The sequence below is a fragment of the Cutibacterium sp. LaCa_255 genome, from assembly GCF_057458005.1.
In genome coordinates this window covers 249,570-271,761 of record NZ_CP190956.1, presented here as the reverse complement: position 1 = coordinate 271,761, position 22,192 = coordinate 249,570, and the positions used below count along the sequence as shown (strand labels likewise).

Sequence of the window (22,192 nt, the reverse complement as noted above, 5' to 3'; positions counted from 1 at the left end):
CCGGAGCGCTTTGGAGAAGGCGAAGGCTGAACTGGAGCAGCTGCGGGCAAACCTGCAGAAAATCGCAACGGACATTTTCACTGCTGGTGGCGGCCAGTAAGGATACTTTCACCCGGTGGCGAGATGATACGTCATCTCGCCACCATTCTCCGTACTATTGTCTCGTTTCTGTGCACAGTGATGCCACGCTATGCAACCGTCACATGGCGTCACGGTAAACTTTTCAAACTTTTGAGTGACGATTGTTACATCCGCGCCGTCCAGGGTTTGAGGCGCGGGATTATTTCCCAAACGTAGTGCGTCGGTAGTGTGAGGTTTCCGTGTCTGATACGAGTGATCTGGGTGACTACCAGAATCCTGTCACCTTCGACTTTGGGGTAGCGGCCGAATTCGCGACCAAGCTCCGCGCCGCTGCAGGCAAGGTGACCGTCCTCGACAGTGAACGTGGCCACGCCGAGTCTGTGGCGTCAACCGAATTCCGCGGGTTCTTCTCGCACCTGTTTCGACGGAACATGCAGGTGTGCTCGACGGACGCAGCCGAGTTCACACAGGCATTCAACCAGACCGCCATGGAGGTGGAGTACCTGGCTGAAGAGGCTCGCAAGGAGAACGCGCGACGGCAGCAAGTGCGTGACTACGTGACCGCCCACGCCGATGAGAACTGGTTCAAGCATGGACTGCATGCACTCGAAGACGCGGCTGCCGAAGCCGGACGCAAAGTAGAGCACCTCATGTTTGGGACTGGTGGTACTGCGCCTTTGCCGAAGCCAAATCCACCCGCTCCTCGGTGGGTGAACCCGCCTCAGACAGGCCAGCGCCACACCGATCAGGGGCTGCGTGGACCCTCGGGGGGTGTCTCGAGTGCGGTTCCGACGCACTTGACCAGTGGGGCCCGCCTCATTCATGAAGCAAATCGGGGGTTGCTGCCCGCGTCAGCCCTAGAAACTCTGTATGAACAGTTTTGCGCCAGTTGCCAGTATGGATCGTTGACGGTGGATGGCCTGTTCAGCCAGTACCAGCAATGGATAAGCCTCAACGATGCCGATGTCGCGTGGCTGGAGACCGTGGGGCGAGCGTTCGCCGCTGCTGGAGGCTCGGGAGCCGTGAAGCTAGCCGATGTGGCTTTGGAGGCCGGTTTGAAGGCGGCCGGGGTAAGTGTGACTCGAGCGGATGTTCAGGTCTCCTCGCCAACCCTGGGTGGAATCGACCCTGCCACCGGGTACATCGAAGACCCAGTGAACTCGACGACCGGCAATTTCGTCCTCCCTGAGACAGATCTGGCGTATGGGGGACTGAGCCAGCGACTCGTGATGTCCCGGATGTACAACTCGACGCTGGCAGCCACCTACGATGGCTCTGCCCAGTGCGGGGTGCTGGGGCCTGGCTGGTCGACAATCCTGGATCAGCGCCTGCTCGTCGACGATGACCAGGCACGCTGGGTGCGTGATGATGGTCGCGAGATTGTGTTTTCTCTGACTCCTGGTAGCGCTGGCGAGGTCGCCGGAGCCAATGTCTGCCACGGCGACGAGAATGGGCCGTGGCGGGCAGTTCAGGACAATGTGTGGCTGTGGCGCAGCGACGCCGCCGATGTGGCTGTGGCTCAACCTGCAGGCGTGAGTGGGCCGGTGTGGATTGTCGGTAACAACGCCGGCGAGAAATGGGTCTTCACCGCTGCTGGCGCCTGGGTAGGTTCGGGCTCCGACACCAGTGATGGTGTTTGGGTTGAACGCCATGAGGGTGTGGCTGCCGCTTTGCATTCCGAGTGGGACCGATCAATAGATTTGCTCTACGAGCAGGGACGTCTGGTCAAGGCTGTGGCCAATGATGGTCGCAGCGTGGACTATGTCTATGACAACCATGGCCGATTGGTAGAGGCGACTCGCCCTGACGGGGTCTGCAGTTACCGATGGGATGGCTGGCTGCTGACCCAGGTCATCGATACATCTGGGGCGGCTCAATGCGTCAACACGTTTGATGACCTCGGGCGGATTCGCACCCAGCTGGATGCGACTGGACATCTGACACGGTTCACATACCTACCGGGTGGGGTGACGGTTGCCGATGACGGGCAGGGTCATCATTGCAATACCTGGATCAGTGATGGGCGGGGCCGTACCGTCGGAATCATTGATGCCGACGGGCAGCGCACCTCCATGCTGTATGACCGATACGGCAATCTTGTGGGGGCGACGGATCGGGCAGGCAAAGTGATCCGTCACGCCTACGATGAACGGGGCCATCGCGCCCACACCACACTGCCCACAGGCGGGGTCATCGATTACACCTGGGATGAAGCTGATCGGCTGACCTCCGTCTCAAGCGGCGGTCAGTTGCGGGTGCGCCTCGGCTACGAGGGTAGCCACCCCACACCGGTACGTCTCGCTGATGCCCACGGCACCGTAATGACGATGACGTGGCGCCATGGTCTATTGAGAAGAGTCGTCGATGCTACGGACACCAGCCTCGGTATCGACTATGACAAGTATGGCCAGGTCACGGCCATAACGAACGGGGTCGGCGCCACCTGGCACATCAGCCATGACCTGGCCGGATACGTCACCCAGATACTTACCCCACTGGGATATCGCACTCAGACAGCCCACGACCAGGCTGGACACCTGACCGAGCGTATCGCCCCCGATGGGGCATGCTGGTCTTACAGCTACGATGACGCTGGGCACCTCGAGACGGCCACAGCCCCCGATGGTGGGCGCACCTGCTACACGTGGGGTCCTGATGGCCAGATCACCACAATCACCGACCCCACCGGCGCCACGACCACCCTGTCGTATGACGAGGTCGGAGACCTGACAGGGATCGGACTGCCGGATGGGGCAGGGTGGGCATTCCTGCGCGACGCGATGGCGCGGTTGTGTGGGGGGACCGATCCTGCCGGGGGCACGTGGCGCGCTTCCTACACCGTCACCGGTGAGCTTGCCTCGCTGACCGACCCGACGGGGGCAAGTTTGCACGCCGCCACCACCGATCACCACACCCAGGTCACCAACGCGGCCGGTCGGGTGATCGCCTCCACTCGAGTCGACGACTACGGGCGTGTCGTCTCAACCACTGATGTGTTCGGCGCCACCAGCCGCATCGACTACAACACTGCAGGCCTGCCTGCCGTGCTCACTGACTCTCTCGGTGCGGACATCCGGTTCGGCTACGACCGGGCCGGGCACCTAACAGCTGTCACGAGTCCCACCGGGTTGGAAGAGCAGTACTCTTATGACGAGGCTGGGCGTCTGGCGAGCACCACTGATCCGACCGGCGCGCTCACCTGCTACCGCTACGACGCAGATTCTCGCCTCGTTGAGGTGGTCGATCCAACCGGGGTGGATACCACTTACACTTGGGATCCTGTCGGCCGTCTCGCCGAGACCCGAGTCGGCGGCCGCGTCACCTTCAGCGCCGACTATGACACCTGTGGACGGCCAATACGTACGTGGGATCCGGTTGCCGGAAAACGATCGTTCCGTTACGACCAGGCCGGACGGCTCATCAGCGCTGTTGATGCTGCTGGCCAGGTCCACCGCTACACCTGGGACAAGCGTGGTCGCCTCGTGACAGCAACCACCGGCACTGACGCTATCTCTACCTACCGGTACAACCAGCTCGACCAGATCATCGAATCCACCGATCCCGCTGGCGGAATCCATCGCTACACCTGGGACTCGGCCGGTCGCCTTGCCTCTCATACCGACCCAGACGGTGGCGTCACCAACTATGCCATGACCGACGGGGCAGAAACGGTTACGATCAACGGGCGCGTCTCCATTCGCAAGTGGTGGGACTGTGATGCCCGCCAACTTCACATTGCCGATCACACCGACCCTGCAGCCCCGCTTCATCACCTGATTGGCGTCGATGTACGCGGGCTGATCTGCGACCACACCACCACCGATGCCGAGGGCCAGGTCATCAGCCACCACCACTGGGACTGGGACCGTGAAGGTCGTCTGGTCCGGGCCGACGACACCCACACCAGCGTCTCCTATGCTTACCACGATGATGGACTGCCAGCCCGTATCACTCATTCCACACTGGGTACCGCGACGTTGACATGGGATGATGCAGGGCGCCTGACCGACATCACCACACCCGGCCACCACGACCACTGGGACCACGACAGCGGCCTGCTGTGCAGATACACCCATGATGGGCGCACGACCCGCATCACACGCGACGACCAGGGACGCGTAACCGGGCTGGATACGCCCGACGGCGTGTGGTCCTACAGCTGCAACCAGGCGGGGTCACTGATGACAGCAATCGGGCCTCGCACCCATCACGCCTGGACCCATGACGTCTACGGCCGGCTCACGAGCCACACCACTTCTGAAGGCGCTGCCCGGTGCGAAACGGTATTCAGCTGGGACGCTCACGGCCGTCTCATCGACACCCGCACCTGTGCACATGGCGACACCGCTACCACGCACTACGGCTACGACACGGCAGGACGACGCACCAGCGCCACAGGCGATAGCGGTGATCGACGATATTCCTGGGACACGAGGGGCTGGCTGTCCGGTGTCACCACCGACACCGCCACCGTCTCAACCCACGTCGACGCACTCGGACATCCCAGCCGGGTCGCTACCCAGGACCAGCACGTGCATGTTGACTGGGACCTCGTCACCGGAGCTCCCACCTCCATTGATGGCCACCCCGTCTTGGCCCTGCCAGCAGGCCGCACCCTCGGCACCACACCCGTCGATGAGGTCGACCACTGGCGAGCCACCACACCCGTCAAGCCCCAAGACCCATACCAACCGGTCAGCGCCGCAATCGAGGGAGTCCCTGACACCATCAGACTCGCCGGGAACACTCTGGTCGTTGATGGCCATCCCTGGTGGGGAGCACGCCTCTACGACCCCACCACCACTACCTTCCTGACCCCCGACCCTGAAACTCCGCCCGCCGGAGCACTATGGGCCAACAATCCCTACGACTACGCCAACAACAACCCTCTTACCCTCACCGACCCTCTTGGCACCCATCCCGTCACAGATGACCAACTCGCAGGCCTCACCCACCCCGTGAGGCACTGGTGGGCCACCCACAAACACCGCATCTTGTCCTGGAGATTCGGCGTAGGCGTCCTTGCCATTGCCCTCGGTATCGGGTTGACGGCCACCGGCATCGGGGCTGGTACTGGATTCGCCCTCCTCGCAGCAGCATCCAGCGACGCCTTGATCGGCGGAGGATCAACCATGGCCATCGAACAATATTCCACCGGCGATGTAAACTGGGTCGACGTGCGTAAACAAGCCGCTATCGGAGCTATCGCTGGTGCGGCGACCGCTGGTGCCGGAAATTTTGTCAATTCCCAGATGTTGAAACTCTCCACGACAACCGAGAAAGCCTTGACGAATTTTGCAAGCGAGGCAAAAATTCAAAAGGCAGGCAGCGGTTTGTGGTCCCAACTCAACGGAGCATCGAAGGCTCAACATGCTTTCAAAATGGCCGTCGAAGACGGTTGGGGTAAAGCCATCTCGGAAAACATCTCCAATGAATTCATTGAAGATCTTGTGGCACAGCCACTAGGATCTGGCGCAGAATATATTTCTGATTCTGTCATCAACCACAAGAAGTTCACCATGACCGGCCTCATGACAGCTAACACAGCAAGCGCTTTTTCGGCTCTTCTGCCGGGTTCCACACGGCTGGCTGTACGTCTCAGTGTTCCCACGCGAAGCACAGTGTCTACCGCCGCCCATCCTCAGCTTCACCGGTTCGCCCGGCATTTGAGGGAGGCGTCCCGCGAGGCAGCCTGGTCGGCAGCGGGTAACGTCACCAGAGACTGTCTGTCAAGCCTGATGGACCATGAAGACATTAGCTTCCGAATGGCGCCGAAACAGCTGGGGAGTCCATCAACGCCGGATTCTCCGGTGCACATGCCGAGAACTGGACCGTCCCCCACCTACACCACACAGGCCGATGAATATGAACGTTGAACCCCGCTACCTCGCAGCAGACATGGACAACCCACCCCTCCAATACGAGGAAAAAGGCATCTACGGCATCGCCCGCATGGAACGCCGCATGAGCCACAACCCACACCACCCCCGAGTCTTCTCCCTCGCCTACCTCATGCTCCCCGTATTCCTACCCCTGACAGCCGGCCTCACATGCGGATTCATTTCGATGCTGATCGACAACAGCGACGGCATCCGAGACAGCTTCTCCGGATGGGCCGTCGCAATCGGAGCCCTCACCGCAGCATACATACCCCTATCCCAAGGCCTCTGGCTCCACCCCGGAGTCGACCACGACAAGGTCTGGACCCGATTCGGACCCTTCCACCGCAAAATCCGATTCACCGACATCACCCGACTCGACATCGGCATAGAACACTACAAAATCTGGGCCGGAAAAACCAAAATCAACATCGGATACGACCGATTCGACTACGCCCTATTCCACCTACGCCTCCTCGAAGAACTCCACCACCGCAAACTCCGACTCCCCGACGCCGACATCACCGACCCCAACTGGGAAAACCACGCCCAAACCTGGCGCAACATGCTCTCCGGCGACCTATGGCTCGACCACTACGACTTCTACGACACCCACCCCCAACACCTCGCACACCTCAACACCCTCATCAGCCCACCCGACCACTACGATAATTAACAGATTCGTCACACAGCAGGCTCTCCGCCTTGCATAGAAAAGATCACTATGACCGCCGAACCCCTCACCTTCTCCCACCCATGGGCCTCGCAATCCTGGGGCCAGCCTGGCACTCCCACCCCTGATGACACGTCGGCCCAGGACCCGGCCAGCCCCCAACACCTGCGCCCCTCACGAAAATGGCTGAAATGGGGACTCATCATCGCCATCATCACCACCCCCTTCTTATGGCACTTTATTGCCAAACCCATCAGCCATCCCATCCTCACAATCTGCTGCCAACTATCCGTCACCCTGCCCGGCTACATCATGATCTTCTACCGCCTGCTATATCGAACCCACATCGACAACGACACCATCGGCGTCCGCATCGGCCCTCTCCGCCGCACCATCGACGCCCATCGCATCACGAAGCTGGCCATCACACCCAACTGCTACGTCATCACCGACGAGTCGGGGCACCGGGTACGTGTGAACCATCGAGCTCACGACATCGACCGGGCAGTCCTCCACCTTCTGGTCACTCTCCACACCCGACCCATCGACCTTCCCGAAGGCTCACCCGACCACCCCGACTGGCCCGACTGGGCCCAACACTGGCGCAACATCTTCGCGACCGCCATCTACGACAACCACACCAGCTACTACGCCACGCACCCTGACGCGTTGGCCCAGCTCAACACCCTCGTCCGACCACCGGCGCAAGGCTGGGCACACTGAGCTGAGGCAACCGGGGCCGCAGTGGCGATTCATTCGTCTCGCGCGCTGGCCTCGGTTGATGTCCGTGCCTTCTCAGTCGTCGTTTTTGTCGGCTGGCTGCCACCGCTCGACGCAGCTGTACCGTCACCTCCACAACGACCGCGCCGTGAACTACCGTAGGGGGCAGGGTCATGAGGAGGCGTCCATGAAACCGTCACGAGTCCGCTGGGATCAATTACCCGGCTCAGTTCACCACAGAGTCGCTGAAATCCTCGGGTCCCCAGTCTCCGTCGATACCCTCCAAACCCACGGCACCACCCCTGGGGTGGCATCGCGCGTCGTCACCGCTGACGGTTCCCACGCGTTCGTCAAGGTTGGTCACTGCGCCATCAATGAGGACATTCCCGGCCTCAACCGTCGCGAGGCCACCCTGCTGTCCCTGCTCCCCGACGCTGCACCATCCCCACGCCTCCTCGGCCGCATCGACGTGGACGGGTGGGTCGGCATGGTGACCTCCGACATCGAGGGACCCCATCCCGCACTGCCCTGGTCCGACGAGGACATCACCCCCACCTTGGCCGCACTGTCCCGTCTGGCCGAGTCGACGGCCGGTTTCCACGAGCAGTGGGAACCGTTCTCCGCACGACTGCAGAACTATCGGTCGGTGTGGGACACCTTCATGGACAACCCACCGGCTGACCTTGATCCGTGGCTGGCAGAGCGGATGCCCGACCTTGCGGGACGAGTCGAGAGGCTGGCCCATCACGCGTCCGGCGACACGATCATCCATGGCGCCGTCCGTTCCGACAATGTCCTGCTGCGCAGCGATGGGGCCGTCCTCGTCGACTGGTCCCAAGCCGTCGTCGGACCGGCATGGGTCGATGCCGCCAGCCTCATCATCGACATCATTCACACCGATCCCCTCGACGCCCCGCGGTGGGATCGAGCCGACGACCTCGTGAAGCGCGTCGCAGCCGAGTTCGCCCCGTCCACCCATGGCGAACCTGTCACCGAACCCATCGTCGACCTCCTCGTCGCTGTCCTGGGACTTTCGGAACGCGAATGCCGCAAGCCGGACCCCGCTGGAATGCCGCAACTTCGCGAGTTCCAGCGCGAGCGAGCGAGTAGGTTGCGCGCCTGGCTGTGGGCCTCCGAACATCTCGCGTGATCGGCGAACAACCCCGCAGTTCAGAACACGGAAAGGCGCCGACCTGTCGGATAGCCGTTTTAAGGTGGGAATGTGACGACTTCCACGCCCCCGTCCGCCGCACCCGCCTCCACGTACCGTCTGCAGTTCAACGAGGACTTCACCTTCGCTGACGCCCTCGGCCAGATCGACCACCTGGCCGCCCTGGGCGTCAGCCATCTGTTCTGCTCCCCCATTTTGCAGGCCGCACCTGGTTCCACCCATGGCTACGACGTCGTGGACCACACCCGCATCTCCCATGAATGCGGTGGCGAGGACGACTTCCGTCGACTCTGCGAGACGGCCCATCAGGCTGAACTGGGCATCGTCGTCGACGTCGTCCCGAACCACATGGCGGTACCGACCCCGCTGTGGCACAACTCGGCGCTGTGGAGTGTGCTGCGCGACGGCCCTTCCTCCCCGTACGCAACCTGGTTCGACGTCGACGTCTCGAAGTCCCTGTCGATCCTCATGGCCATCCTCGGTGATCGCATCGGCACGGAACTGACAGCCGGCACCATCCACGTCGAGACCCGGGACATCCCGGACCAGGACGGCACCACCCACCCCGAGGACGTCGTCGTCTATCACGACCACGTCTTCCCAGTACGTCCCGGCACCGAGTCCATGCCGCTGGCCGAACTGCTCGACCAGCAGTGGTACCGGCTGGCGAGCTGGAAGGTCGCCACCGAGGAGCTCAACTACCGCCGCTTCTTCAATGTCGACACTCTGGCAGCTATCCGCGTCGAGGATGACGACGTTTTTGCCACCTCCCATGCCAAACTGCTGCAGCTCTACCGTGACGGGCTCATCGACGGGTTCCGCATCGATCACCCGGACGGTCTGGCCAACCCACGCAAATACCTGGCGGATCTGCAACGAGCCACCGATGGCGCATGGGTTGTCGTCGAGAAAATCCTGGAACCCTCCGAGACCCTCTCCGCCGAACTTCCGTGCGCAGGAACAACGGGTTATGACTCCTTGCTGCGCGTTGACGGGCTGTTCATCGACCCAGCCGGGCTGGTACCCCTGAGCACGCTCTACGAGCGTATCTGCGCTGACGACGATTCGAGGGCATCCTTCCCCGCCGAGCTGAACACGGCCAAACGGGAAATCCTTGACGACATGCTCGTCACCGAACTCAACCGGCTGGCCAATGTTGCCATGGACATTTGCGCCTCCGACATCATGCTGCGTGACCACACCCGTCGTCAGCTGACAAGGGCCATCACCGAGCTCCTCGTCGCGATGGATCGGTACCGCGCCTACCTGGAGCCTGGCCGGGCACCCGGACCTGGCCAGGTGAAGGTCGTCGAAACGGCTGCCGAGCTGGCCCGTATCGAGCTACCGGAAGAGGAACACGACACCCTCGAACTGATCGTCGACATGGTGTGCGGACGCCTTGGGCCCTCGAGTGACCCGGTGGCACAAGCCAGCCGGGATGAGTTCATGGTCCGTTTCGCCCAGACCTGCGGGCCAGTGATGGCCAAGGCCAAGGAGGACACCGCCTTCTACCGCTACACCCGCTTCACCGCGGTCAACGAGGTGGGCTGTGACCCAGAACTGGCCGGGATCTCGGTCGATGACTTCCACGACTTCGCGACCAATCTGGGCGAGAAATTCCCGACGACGATGACAACCCTGTCAACCCACGACACCAAGCGGTCGACCGACGTCCGCGCCCGCCTGGCCAGCCTGACAGAGTTCCCGCGCGAGTGGGAGCAGACGGTTGCGGCCCTGGAGAGCGTCACCGCTGACCAGCGTTCGGAGTTGCTCGACGGGGCGACGATCAACTTGCTGTGGCAGACCCTGGCGGGGACGTGGCGGCTTCCCGGGACCGCCGCTGGCTCCGAGCCGATCAGCGCGGACAGGCTGGTCTCCTACCTGACGAAGGCGGTACGCGAGGCCAAGTCCCACACCACATGGACCGATCCTGACGAGGACTACGAGTCGGCGCTGACGGATCTGGCTAAGTTCTGTCTGAGTGACGAGTCAGTGGCAGAGGCCCTCGACGAATTCACCGAGACGACTCAGACGGCGGTCCGTGCGGCGATCCTTGGACGCGTTCTGGTGCAGTTGACGATGCCTGGGGTGCCCGACACCTACCAGGGCTGTGAGGTCGTCGATCTGTCCTTGGTGGACCCGGATAACCGTCGCCCGGTCGATCATCACCGATCAGCTCGACTGCTGAGGGCTGTGACTTCCAATGGCCTTGACGCTGTGGCTGACGGGGATCGTCTGGATGCCGAAAAGCTGCTGGTGGTCCACCGGGCCCTGGACGTTCGCCGGCGCCACGCCGACGCCTTCCGTGGTGAGCATGCGAGCTACCGCCCGGTCGCGACGACCACCGGCCACGCGGTCGCTTTCGCCCGCGGAATTGACGATGAGCCCCCGACGGTCATCACCGTCGCCACGCGCCTGGCTGGAGCTCTGGAGGGGCGTGGCGGCTGGGCCGACCACCAGATCGTGCTGCCCGAGGGCACGTTCACCGATGTCATCACCGGAAAGACGGTTGAAGGCGGCATGGTGAAACTCGCTGACCTGCTGGACGAGGCACCGGTTGCATTGCTGACCGGGAAGGAGAAGTGATGACCAGCCAGTTGACGGTCTGGGCCCCCAACCGAACCACGGTCCAGACCCTTCTCGACGGACATCTCCTCGACATGACCCGAGACGGCGAGTGGTGGGCCCTCCCCCAACCCGTTGAGGACGGCCAGCGCTATCAGTTCGTCCTGGACGGGGGTAACCCCCTGCCGGATCCACGCAGTCGATACCAACCCGAAGGCGTCCATGGGCCATCGCAGGTGTACGTCCCGCGCGAACCAGCCCCCTGGGACGGCTTAGACCTCAAGGGACGAGTGCTCTACGAGATGCACATCGGCACCTTCACCGAGCAGGGCACCTTCACCGCCGCCATCGATCGCCTCGACGACCTCGTCGAACTCGGGGTGGAGGCCGTCGAGGTCATGCCGGTCGCCCAGATTCCCGGCACTCGCGGCTGGGGATACGACGGGGTGGATCTGTACGCCACCCAGAACACCTACGGCGGCCCGGCCAGCTTCCAGCAGTTCATCGACGCTGCCCATGCCAAGGGACTCGGGGTCATCCTCGACGTCGTCTACAACCACCTCGGACCGGAGGGGAACTACCTGGCCGAGTTCGGCCCCTACTTCAATCACCATCACCCGACCCCGTGGGGCGACGCGGTGAATTTCGACGGGGACGGCAACGAGCCCGTCCGTCAGTTCGTCATCGACAATGCCCACCAGTGGCTGGTGGAGTACGGGGTCGACGGGCTTCGTCTGGATGCCGTCCATGCCCTCGTCGACGGATCCGAGACCCACATCCTCGCCGAGCTGTCCACGAAGGTCGCCGAATGGTCCACGCAGATCGGCCGTCCGCTGACCCTCATTGCCGAGTCTGACCTCAACCAGCCCGACATGGTCACACCGGTCGGCGTCACGGAGGGGTCGCGCGGCATGACGATGCAGTGGGACGACGACATCCACCACTCCCTGCACGCGTTCTTCACCGGCGAGACCGACGGCTACTACTCCGATTTCGGGACCGCCGAAACCCTCGCCAAAGCCTTCACCAAGGTATTCGTCCACGACGGTGGATGGTCGTCCTTCCGAGAGCAAAACTGGGGCGCTCCCGTTGATCCCAACAGCACCCACTACGACGCGGCATCGTTCGTGAGTTTCTTCGAGGACCACGACCAGGTGGGTAACCGCGCTGCCGGGGACCGTCCGGGCCACAACGGGGCCGACCCTAATATCCAGGCGGCAGCTGCTGCGCTGTACCTGCTCGGGCCGTTCACCCCGATGATCTTCATGGGCGAGGAGTGGGCCGCGTCCACCCCGTTCCCCTTCTTCAGCGACCTCGGCCCTGACCTCGGCCCGATGGTGACCACCGGACGGCGTCAAGAATTCGAGAAGATGGGCTGGCAAGGAGTGATTCCCGACCCTCAATCGGTCACGACCTTCAAATCTGCGCAACTCAACTGGGCCGAGCGACGTGAGCCTGACCATGCACACATGCTTGCGTGGTACCAGACGTTGTTGGACATTCGCTCGTCACTTCACCAGCGGAGCTCCCATGACCTGAGCTCCACGTCGATGGAGACCCCGTCCCCCGACGCCGTCGTCATGAGACGCCCTGGAGTGACCGTCATCGCAAGTCGGAGCGAGGTTCCGGTGACCGTTTCAGACCTTCCCGAGAATCCCTCGTCCACATTGGTAATGGGTCACCAGAAAGTCACCGAGACTTGGATCACCCTAACCTGCCCCGGCTGCGTCGTCATCGTCGCTTAGTTCCAGTGGTGGGCTGTCGCAAAACGCGATAAAATCTGCCGCGGCGGAGTCGTACGCCGCCGTCACACCCATCAGCGGTTCGCCTTACGATCACCCCGCCCCCCACAGCCCAGAACACGAGGAGAGGCCAGTCCGTGATCGACATCATGAACGAGTCGGTCCCCTCCGTGACACCCGTGAAACCCCGGCGAAGCCTCTCTTGGAACCATCTTCGCCAATATCGCGCGCGTCTCATCGTGGCTGACATCATCGTCATCGGCGTGGCCCTCGTCGTCGCGATACGAGCACGAACATCAATGACGGTGTTCCCAACAGCCACCGACGTCGGGAACAATGTCATCCCCCTCGCTGGAGTCATCGCAGCGGCCTGGCTGGCGATCGTAGGAGCCATCGGCGCTTACCGCACCAAGTATCTCGATGCCGGTATGGCCCAGTACCGCGCTGTCCTGGCCGGGTCCGCCATCACCGCAGCTTTGCTCGGCGTCTCGGCATACCTCTTCATGTACCCACTCTCCCGCGGTTTCTACTTCCTGCTGTTCCTCTTCGGGATTCCGGCGCTGTTACTGGAACGATTCTTCATGAGGCGCTGGTTGCACCACGAGAGGCGCCGCGGGCGGTTCCGCCGCAGCGTCGTCATCGCGGGAGACTGTGCCCACATCGACGACCTGGACAAGGTCCTACAACGTGAGCGGTGGCTCGGGTATGACGTCATCGGTGTCCTGACCCGAGGACAGGAGAGCTGCCCGATCGTGAGTGTTCCGGTGCTGGGCGAGCCGAGAGACGTCGTCGCCGTCGCACAACGCACCAAGGCGTCCGCCGTCATCTTTGTCGAAGGTTCTTTCTCACGGGCTTACCAGTTCAACCGGTTGGCGCGTGCCCTGGAGGGCCAGGACACCGAACTCATCATCGTCCCCGCGCTGTCGGACATTTCCTCACAACGCATGACGATCCGCCCGGTCGCTGGCATGCCACTGGTTCACATCGAGAAGCCGCAAGCGGAGCGGGCCGGAGGTTGGTTCAAACGGGCTTTCGACATCATCGGCTCCGTCCTCCTTCTCATCGTTACCTCCCCGATCCTCCTCATCGCCGCCATCGCCATCAAGCACGAGGATGGTGGTCCGGTCTTTTACAAGCAGCGCCGCGTCGGACGCAAGGGAGAGATCTTCGAGTGCTACAAACTGCGTTCGATGGTCGTCAATGCCGACGAGATCAAGGCCACGATGTCGGCCGACAAGAACGAATCTGACGGCGTCTTGTTCAAGATGAAGAACGACCCACGCATCACCAAATGCGGCAGGTTTCACCGCCGCTACTCCATCGACGAGATCCCACAGTTCTACAACGTGCTGCGGGGTGACATGTCCCTCGTTGGTCCGCGACCGGCTCTGGAGAACGAGGTGACCGCCTACGAGTCCCACGTGCGTAGGCGTCTCGACGTGCGCCCCGGCGTGACCGGCCTGTGGCAGGTGTCCGGCCGGTCCGATCTGTCCTGGGAGGACACCGTCCGTCTCGACCTCTACTACGTGGATAATTGGTCGATCCTGCAGGACGCCAGCATCCTCATCAGGACCTTCCGCGCGGTGCTCACCTGTTCGGGAGCGTACTGATGGTCACCCGAACGCAACGTGTTGCGCGGGCCCTGACGTGGCTCTACCTTCTCGCTGCCGCCGTCGGGGCGGTTATTCCAATGGGCCGACGCATTGGGACCTTCAAGTTCAACGTCGGGTACCGCCTCACTGGTGGGGTGACACCCATCGGGGCACACCCCCTCACCGGCGACCAGGTTGCCACGATCGGCGATCACGCTCTCAACGTGTTCATGCTCTTTCCTCTGACGCTGTTGGCCAGCCTCGGCTGGCCGAAAGTGCGCTGGTGGATGTGGGGCATTGCCGCCACGATCATTGGTATCTGTGCCGAATCGGCCCAATACGTCCTGCCTCAGTTGGGCCGTCGGCCTCTCATCTCCAACGCCGTCGAAAATGCTGTTGGCGGCTGGGCGGGAGCTGGAATCGCGGCGTGCTTCCATCACCTCAGGCAGGGGTCTCCCACATCGTCCAACCGTTCCCACCGCGAACCATCCGAGAGGTGCACACACCAGTGAAGATCGTCATTACCGGAGGGGCCGGCTTCATCGGCCAGCGCGTTGCTCGTCGTCTGCCTGATGACGAACTCGTCGCCGTCGACATCCTCGAACCGCAGACTCACACCGACATCGACGCCGACCGGGAGCGTTTCCCCGGCCAGGTCATCGAGAAGGACGTCTGCGAGCCCGAGACCTGGGCCAGCCTGGACCGACCGGACCTCATCATCCATCTGGCGGCCGAGACCGGCACCGCCCAGTCGATGTACCAGACGGAGCGTTACCGCCGGGTCAATGTGGACGGCACCAGTCTGGCTGCCGAGTCGGCGCTGACGTGGGGCTGCCCGGTCATCATGACGAGTTCACGCGCCGTCTACGGTTGCGGTCGCTGGCGCCTGCCCGACGGGACCATCGCGTACGGCACCCCGTCAAGCCCCGACGCCGTTCCCGAGGACTCCCGCGAATCCGATGACCACTGCCCGGTGAGCGTCTACGGCGAGACGAAGTCTGAGGGGGAGCACATCCTGGCTGAGATCGCCGACCGGGTTCCGGTGACGATTTACCGTCCGCAGAACGTCATCGGCCCCGGCCAGGCGCTCCACAACCCATACACCGGGGTGTTGGCGGCATGGCTGGCGATGCTCAAGGAGGACCGTCCGATCACGGTCTACGGAGACGGCACCCAGACCCGTGACTTCATTCACGTCGACGACCTTGCCCGGATGATCGTGTGGTCCGTCAAGAACCCGCCGGAACTGGGGTCTCCCCAGATCCTCAACGCCGGTTCCGGTGTGCGCACCACTCTCACCGAGCTGGCCCAGTACTGCATCGACGGCGCCCCTGTTCGTCGCGAGGCCGGCATCACCCACGTCGACGTGGTGCGCGCCGGGGACATTGATCATGCTTGCGCCGACATGTCGCTTTCCAAAGGTCTGGGCGTCCCCCAGCCGAGCTGGTCGACCCCCGACGCCGTCAAGGATTTCATCGTCGCCGGCTGGGACAAGCCCGGGGCGAAGGCCTCAGCCTGGGACGATGCCCTCGACGAACTGAGCCAGCACGGCATGACGAGCAACTCTCAGGAGGACCGATGAGCCCGAGCACCCTTGCCATCATCCCGGCCCGGGGCGGGTCGAAGGGGATTCCGCGCAAGAATCTCAAGGATCTTGCCGGCAAGCCCCTGCTGGTGTGGACCATCGAACAGGCCCTGGCCACACCTGGCCTGGACGTCTACGTGTCCACCGAGGATGCCGAGATCGCAGCGGTCTCCCGCAAGGCGGGTGCCGGAGTGATCGAGCGTCCTGATGCACTGGCCCAGGACACCACAGCCACTGAACCCGTCGTCGAGCACGCCACCGACGTCCTCACCGAGCAGGGACGACGCCCTGACCAGGTGATGCTGCTGCAAGCGACCTCCCCGCTGCGCCTGCCCACCACCATGGGACGCGCCCTGGAGGAGTTCGCGGCCTCTGGCGCCGACTCCATGGTCGGTGTGGTCCCCGAACCGATCTTCATCTGGCAGAAGGAGCCGAGGGTCGTCGCCCACTACCCGTACGAGAACCGCCCCCGACGCCAGGACATGACCCCTGACCAACTGCGTTACCGCGAGACCGGGTCGCTGTACCTGACCAGGACCGAGATCTACCAGCGTGATCACAATCGTCTCGGCGGCCAGATCGAGTTGTTCGTGATGGATCCCATCGAGGGAATCGACATCGACTCCCCGCACGACTTCGACATCGCAGCCGCCGAACTCTCCCGGCTGTCTCGCTGAACGATCCACATCCCAGGAAGAGGCCCCCTCATCCCATGATCATCAACCGCCAGACGACCCCCTTCACCGTCTTCGACGAGGACACCGTTCTCTCCGCGCTGACGAAGATCACCGACAACAAATCAGGCATCGTCTTCTGTGTCGACGAGCACGGCATGCTCACTGGGTCCTTCTCCGACGGCGACTTCCGCCGCTGGATCACCTCCGACCAGGCTGGCGACCTGACGACGCCGGTGCAGGTGGCCGCCAATCGCGCCTGCGTGCGTGCCCATCTCGGTGCCGACGTCTCCGCCATCTCCGGCCTCTTCCGCCCGGGTATCGAGGTCATCCCGCTGGTCGACGAGCGTGGCCACCTGGCGGCCGTCGCGACCGAGGGCGCCGTCGAAATGACCATCGGTCGTCACACCATCGGCGAGGGGCACCCCTCCTTACTCATCGCCGAGATCGGCAACAACCACCAGGGCGACGTCACGTTGGCCAAGCACCTCGTCGACCTCGCCAAGGAGGCCGGGGCCGACGCCGTCAAGTTCCAGTTGCGCGACATGGACGCCCTCTACCGTCAGGCCGGGGGTGCCACCGCCGGCGAGGACCTCGGCGCCCAGTACACCCTCAACCTGCTGGCCAAGTTCTCTCTGAACCCTGAGCAGATGATCGACGTCCTCGATCACTGCAAGGCCGTCGACATTGACGCTTTCTGCACGCCGTGGGACCTCCCCAGTCTCACAGTGCTGGGCGACTACGGCGTCCCAGCCCTCAAGATCGCCAGTGCTGACATGACAAACCACTCCCTGCTACGGGCCTGCGCCGCCGAACACTTGCCGATGCTGGTCTCGACCGGCATGTCGACCGAGGACGAGATCGTCGGTTCGGTGGATGTGCTGCGTCGAGCCGGTGCCCAGTTCGCGTTACTGCAGTGCCAGTCGACCTACCCGGCTCCCTTCAAGGACGTCAACCTGCGCTACATGGACCGCCTGGCCGCCCTGGGCAACTGCCCGGTCGGTTACTCCGGTCACGAACGCGGCTACCACGTGCCGATCGCAGCGGTGGCCCGTGGCGCCCACATCATCGAGAAGCACTTCACCATCGACAAGACCCTGGAGGGCAACGACCACCAGGTCTCCCTGCTTCCCGAGGAGTTCGCCGAGATGGTCGACCGCATCCGTGAGGTCGAGCTGGCCCTGGGCACGGACAAGGCCCGCGCGGTGTCGACCGGCGAGATGATGAACCGCGCCAACCTCGCCAAGTCCTTGGTGTCCACCCGAGCCCTGCACAACGGCGAGGTCATCACCCGGGACGCCGTGGCCGTCAAGTCCCCAGGCCGCGGGCTGCAGCCCAACCACCTCGACGAGCTGGTCGGTCGCACCATGCGTCGCGACATCGACGCCGGTGACTTCTTCTATGACACCGACCTGACCGACGCCGTCGCCCAGGGTCGCAACTACACCTTCCGTCGCCCGTGGGGCCTGCCGGTGCGCTACCACGACGCCCGCAAGCTGCTGTCCCACTCCGAGACCAACCCAAATTTCCTAGAGTTCCACCTGTCCTACAAGGACGTGGAGATGACGGCCGAGCAGATCGCCGAGGCCTTCGAGCACCGCAAGTTCGACGGGATGACCTACACCGTCCACTGCCCCGACCTCTACGCCGGCGACTTCATCATCAACCTGGCCTCCCCCGACGAGGACATCTGGGAGCGCTCGATCGCCGAGGTCCAGAAGGTCATCCAGATCGCCCGTGACCTCGACACGTGGTTCGACGCCGAGGAGCCCCCGGTCGTCATCTGCACCATGGGCGGGTTCACCAAGGACGCCTTCGTGGCCCCCGAGGAGCGTCCGGCCATGTACGCCCGGATCGCCCAGGCCCTCGAGCGCATCGACGAGGACGGTGTCCGTCTGACCTCGCAGACCCTGCCGCCCTACCCGTGGCTCATGGGTGGACAGCAGCACCACAACCTGTTCATGGGTCTCGACGACACCGTCGAGTTCTGCAACCAGTACGGACGTCGTCTCACCCTCGACCTGTCCCACTCCAAGTTGGCCGCCAACTTCAACAAGATCCCGTTCAGCGGGTACATCGCCGAACTGGCACCGCTCAGCGACCACCTGCACATCGTCGACGCCGAGGGGGTCGACGGCGAGGGCCCGCAGATCGGTGAGGGCGAGATCGACTGGCCGGTGACTGCACGGCAGCTCGACGAGCTGGCCCCCGAGGTCACCTTCATCCCGGAGATCTGGCAGGGCCACGTCAACAACGGTGAGGGATTCTGGACGGCCCTCGAGCGCCTGGAGCAGTGGTTTTGATGAACCGACCGACCGCCCTGTGGGTGTCCCCGGTGAGCAGCCTCGCCGGGGTGGCCCGACATGTCCTCGACGTCGCTCAGGTCGGGATTCCCGGCTGGCGGATGGTCGTCTCATGCCCCTCCGGCCCTCTCGCCGACAGGCTCCGGGAGATGGACGTCGAGGTCGTCGACCTTCCCGTCGAGACCGGGACCGCGGTCCGATCCTTGCGCGCGACGATTCAGCAACTCGGGCCTGACATCGTCCACTCCCACCTGGCCAAGGCCGATTTTCTGGCAACGATGGCCTCGGTGGGCACCGGAGTCAAGCTCGTATCCACCGAGCACACCATCCCGACCGACCGATTCATGTACCACTCGAACCGCGCCTCGGCGGTCGCCATGGAGACTGCACACCGTCTCCGGCTGACCCGGTTCTCCGGGGTCATCGCGGTGTCCGCGGCCACCGAACGCGAGATGCGTCGCCAGTGGCACATCAAGGTACCGATCACGGTCATACTCAACGGTGTCGACCGTCCCGCCACCCTGCCGTCCCGCGAGCCCGGTCTGAGGCTGCTGTCCCTGGCGCGGCTGTCGAAGGAGAAGAACATCTCCGCGACGATTCGCGCCTTCGAGCACATCACCCGTGAGCATCCGGAGGCGACCCTGACGGTTGCCGGCACCGGGGAGGAGGACACTTCCCTCAAGACTCTGGCCCACCGTCTGGGTCTCGACGACAAGGTGAGTTTCCCCGGCTTCGCCGACCCGGACGAGGCGATGGCCAGCCATGACGTCATCATGCAGCCCTCGAAGTCGGACAACTGCTCCTACACCCTGCTCGACGCCCTCGCGCAGGGAATGGGCGTGGCCGCGAGCCCGGTTGGCGGCAATCCCGAGATCCTTCCTCCCCGGTGCATCGCCGAGGCCGATGACGTCGAAGCGCTGGCGGAAGTGGCCATCCGGCAGGGACTCCGCCTGGACAACCGCCCCGCCCTGACCGATGCCATTCCCACCGTGGCGGGCATGACGGAGGGCATCTCTGAGGTCTACCGAGAGGTTGTGGGATGACCACATTCACCATCGCCTCCAACCAGGGAAGCATGGGCGGCGGTGAGGTCATGATGCTGGCCATCGCCGAGGCGGCCCGCGAACTCGGTCGTGAGGTCACCGTCGTCGCACCGCAGACCCCTGGGGACGTCGTCGAGGAGGCCCTTCGACGCGGCTTCCGTGTCATGGCCATCCATGGGGACACCACCGCGAAATATCTGGCCAGCCTGCGGCGCTGGGACGCCACCGAGCGCAGGGGTCTGCTGTGGTGCAACGGCTTGCGACCGGCTTTCGCCACCTCGGGGCATCTGAACCGGGTCGTCCACCTGCATCAGCGTCCTGCCGGCAAGCTGCGCGCCCTGGCCGTGGCGGCCCGTCGCGGCGCACTGGCAACCGTGGTCCCGTCGGCATATATGGCCGCGGCAGTCCCCGGTTCGCGGGTGATGTGGAACTGGAATCCGCCCGCCCGGACTCGCGATTTCACCGAGCCGGGAGCGACCGTGACGGTCGGGTTCCTGGGTCGGTTGTCCTCCGACAAGGGGGTCCCGCGACTGTGCGAGACGATGTCTGAATTGGAACGCCGGCACCCTGGGCGATTCAGGCTACTGCTGGCCGGTGAGCCCCGATTCGTCGACCCAGCCGATGCCGACCGTGTCGCCAACCGCATAGCGGCTCTGGGCGATGCCGTCGACCACCGTGGCTGGATGGACCGTAACGAGTTCTTCTCCTCAGTTGACCTCGCGGTATTCCCCTCAGTGTGGCCTGAACCCTTCGGACTGGTTGTTTCCGAGGCGATGTCGGCGCACTGCCCCTTCGTCATCACCGACGCCGGGGCCCTTCAGGAGGTGGCCGGGGCTGAGCACCCTTTCGTCGCGAAAGCCGATGACGCCGTCAGCCTGGCCGATACCATCGAACGGGCTGCCGAAGGCTACGACGAGGAGCTCCTCGACGCAGCTCACGACCGCTGGCAGGAGAACTTCTCCCCCGAGGCCGGCCGCGCCCGACTCGCGGAGATTCTGGCTGATGTCGATCCGGAGCCCGACCAGGGCGCCCCGCACGTCGCTATCGCCCACGACTACCTCACGCAACGAGGTGGTGCAGAACGTGTCGTCACCCAGTTCGCCAGAATGTTCCCGGAGGCCCCGATCATCACATCGGTGTATGAATCGGACCTCACCTACCCTGAGTTCTCCACTCATGAGGTCATCACCTCTCCGCTCAACCGGATCGGATGGCTCCGTCGCCACTTCCGGGCCGGCCTCCCCCTCTATGACTGGGCCTTCGACCACACCTGTGTTCCGGAGGGAACCGACATCGTGCTGGTGTCGACAACGGGGTTCGCACACGGAGTCAAGACGCCTGCCGGATGCCGCAAGGTCGTCTACTGTCACTCTCCCGCACGATTCCTCTACCTGGCAGAGGACTACTTGGGCGACCAGTGGTGGCGTTCACCCAAGGGGATCGTGCTCAAGGCCCTCACCCCGCCGCTACGACGTTGGGATCGCCGGGCCGCCGCGTCCGCGGACGAGTACCTGTGTAACTCGACCGTGGTTCGCGACCGTATCCGTGACGTGTACGGGATCGAGGCAGCAGTCGTGCATCCGCCGTACTCCCTGGATCCCACCGGCCCCCAGGAGCCACTACCGGGACTGGATCATCCCTCCTTCTTCCTGGTGGTCAGCCGCCTCATGCCCTACAAGAATGTCGACATCGTGCTGAATGCCTTCGTGGATCTGCCCGATGAGCATCTGGTCGTCGTCGGGTCAGGGCCATTGCGCGATGAATTGCACGATCTCGCCCCGGCCAACGTATCCTTCTTCGAGGGCATCAGTGACGCCCAGTTGCGGTGGGCCTACGCCCACGCGGCTGCTGTCATTGCGCCGAGCAAGGAGGATTTCGGTTTGACCCCCGTCGAGGGTTTCGCGTTCGGAACCCCCTGCCTGGCTCTGCACGCGGGCGGGTATCTGGACACCGTCGTCGACGGCATCTCCGGACAGTTCTTCGACTCTGCGACTCCTGACGCCGTCGTCCAGGCCGTCCGCTCGTTCCGCGAGAACCCTGTGGAGAAACGCGCCGTTCTCGACCATGCCGAAAGGTTCTCCCCGGACACCTTTTCCAAGGATGTGCGACGTGCGATGAAGGCGTCCACGTGACCAGTGTTCCGGTCATCCCTCCCGCCTACCAT

Annotated in this window: 13 protein-coding genes; all 13 read left to right on the top strand. The window is 63.5% G+C overall.

Translation table 11 applies throughout. From position 1 onward, the window contains the following. The first annotated feature begins 923 nt into the window (after positions 1 to 923). Positions 924 to 5,957 carry a DUF6531 domain-containing protein gene (locus ACP8ML_RS01110; RefSeq protein ID WP_117188394.1) on the top strand — a complete coding sequence of 1,678 codons (5,034 nt, stop codon included), beginning with the start codon at positions 924 to 926 and terminating at the stop codon, positions 5,955 to 5,957. Then, positions 5,947 to 6,636: a hypothetical protein gene (locus tag ACP8ML_RS01105; protein ID WP_081302601.1), complete on the top strand. Its 690-nt coding sequence runs from the start codon at positions 5,947 to 5,949 to the stop codon at positions 6,634 to 6,636. The genes ACP8ML_RS01110 and ACP8ML_RS01105 overlap by 11 nt, the downstream gene beginning before the upstream one ends. 48 nt (positions 6,637 to 6,684) lie before the next feature. Then, on the top strand, positions 6,685 to 7,356 hold the full coding sequence (locus ACP8ML_RS01100) for a hypothetical protein (RefSeq protein WP_117188121.1): 672 nt from the start codon (positions 6,685 to 6,687) through the stop codon (positions 7,354 to 7,356). 184 nt (positions 7,357 to 7,540) lie between these two features. Beyond that, positions 7,541 to 8,503, top strand: a complete 963-nt coding sequence (locus ACP8ML_RS01095; protein WP_065673052.1) for a phosphotransferase family protein — start codon at positions 7,541 to 7,543, stop codon at positions 8,501 to 8,503. A 72-nt stretch (positions 8,504 to 8,575) separates the two neighbouring features. Continuing rightward, positions 8,576 to 11,110 (top strand): malto-oligosyltrehalose synthase, encoded by a 2,535-nt coding sequence (gene treY / locus ACP8ML_RS01090; RefSeq protein WP_065673051.1) that lies wholly within the window; start codon positions 8,576 to 8,578, stop codon positions 11,108 to 11,110. Then, positions 11,110 to 12,834 (top strand): malto-oligosyltrehalose trehalohydrolase, encoded by a 1,725-nt coding sequence (gene treZ, locus ACP8ML_RS01085; RefSeq protein WP_117188123.1) that lies wholly within the window; start codon positions 11,110 to 11,112, stop codon positions 12,832 to 12,834. The genes treY and treZ overlap by 1 nt, the downstream gene beginning before the upstream one ends. 236 nt (positions 12,835 to 13,070) lie before the next feature. Then, positions 13,071 to 14,441 (top strand): sugar transferase, encoded by a 1,371-nt coding sequence (locus tag ACP8ML_RS01080; protein WP_486702990.1) that lies wholly within the window; start codon positions 13,071 to 13,073, stop codon positions 14,439 to 14,441. Then, entirely contained in the window at positions 14,441 to 14,935 is a 495-nt protein-coding gene (locus tag ACP8ML_RS01075) for a VanZ family protein (protein ID WP_117188125.1), read from the top strand. Before ACP8ML_RS01080 ends, ACP8ML_RS01075 begins: the two co-directional genes overlap by 1 nt. Then, the gene (locus tag ACP8ML_RS01070; protein WP_249361138.1) at positions 14,920 to 16,005 is read left to right on the top strand and encodes an NAD-dependent epimerase/dehydratase family protein; all 1,086 of its coding nucleotides are present in this window, start codon (positions 14,920 to 14,922) and stop codon (positions 16,003 to 16,005) included. The genes ACP8ML_RS01075 and ACP8ML_RS01070 overlap by 16 nt, the downstream gene beginning before the upstream one ends. After that, positions 16,002 to 16,685: an acylneuraminate cytidylyltransferase family protein gene (locus tag ACP8ML_RS01065; RefSeq protein WP_117188135.1), complete on the top strand. Its 684-nt coding sequence runs from the start codon at positions 16,002 to 16,004 to the stop codon at positions 16,683 to 16,685. The genes ACP8ML_RS01070 and ACP8ML_RS01065 overlap by 4 nt, the downstream gene beginning before the upstream one ends. A gap of 35 nt (positions 16,686 to 16,720) precedes the next feature. Continuing rightward, positions 16,721 to 18,985, top strand: a complete 2,265-nt coding sequence (locus ACP8ML_RS01060) for an N-acetylneuraminate synthase family protein (protein WP_117188137.1) — start codon at positions 16,721 to 16,723, stop codon at positions 18,983 to 18,985. Continuing rightward, a complete protein-coding gene (locus tag ACP8ML_RS01055) occupies positions 18,985 to 20,028 on the top strand; it encodes a glycosyltransferase family 4 protein (RefSeq protein ID WP_065673045.1) in 1,044 nt (347 codons plus the stop codon). Before ACP8ML_RS01060 ends, ACP8ML_RS01055 begins: the two co-directional genes overlap by 1 nt. After that, a complete protein-coding gene (locus ACP8ML_RS01050) occupies positions 20,025 to 22,160 on the top strand; it encodes a glycosyltransferase family 4 protein (protein ID WP_117188139.1) in 2,136 nt (711 codons plus the stop codon). Before ACP8ML_RS01055 ends, ACP8ML_RS01050 begins: the two co-directional genes overlap by 4 nt. Positions 22,161 to 22,192 lie beyond the last annotated feature (32 nt).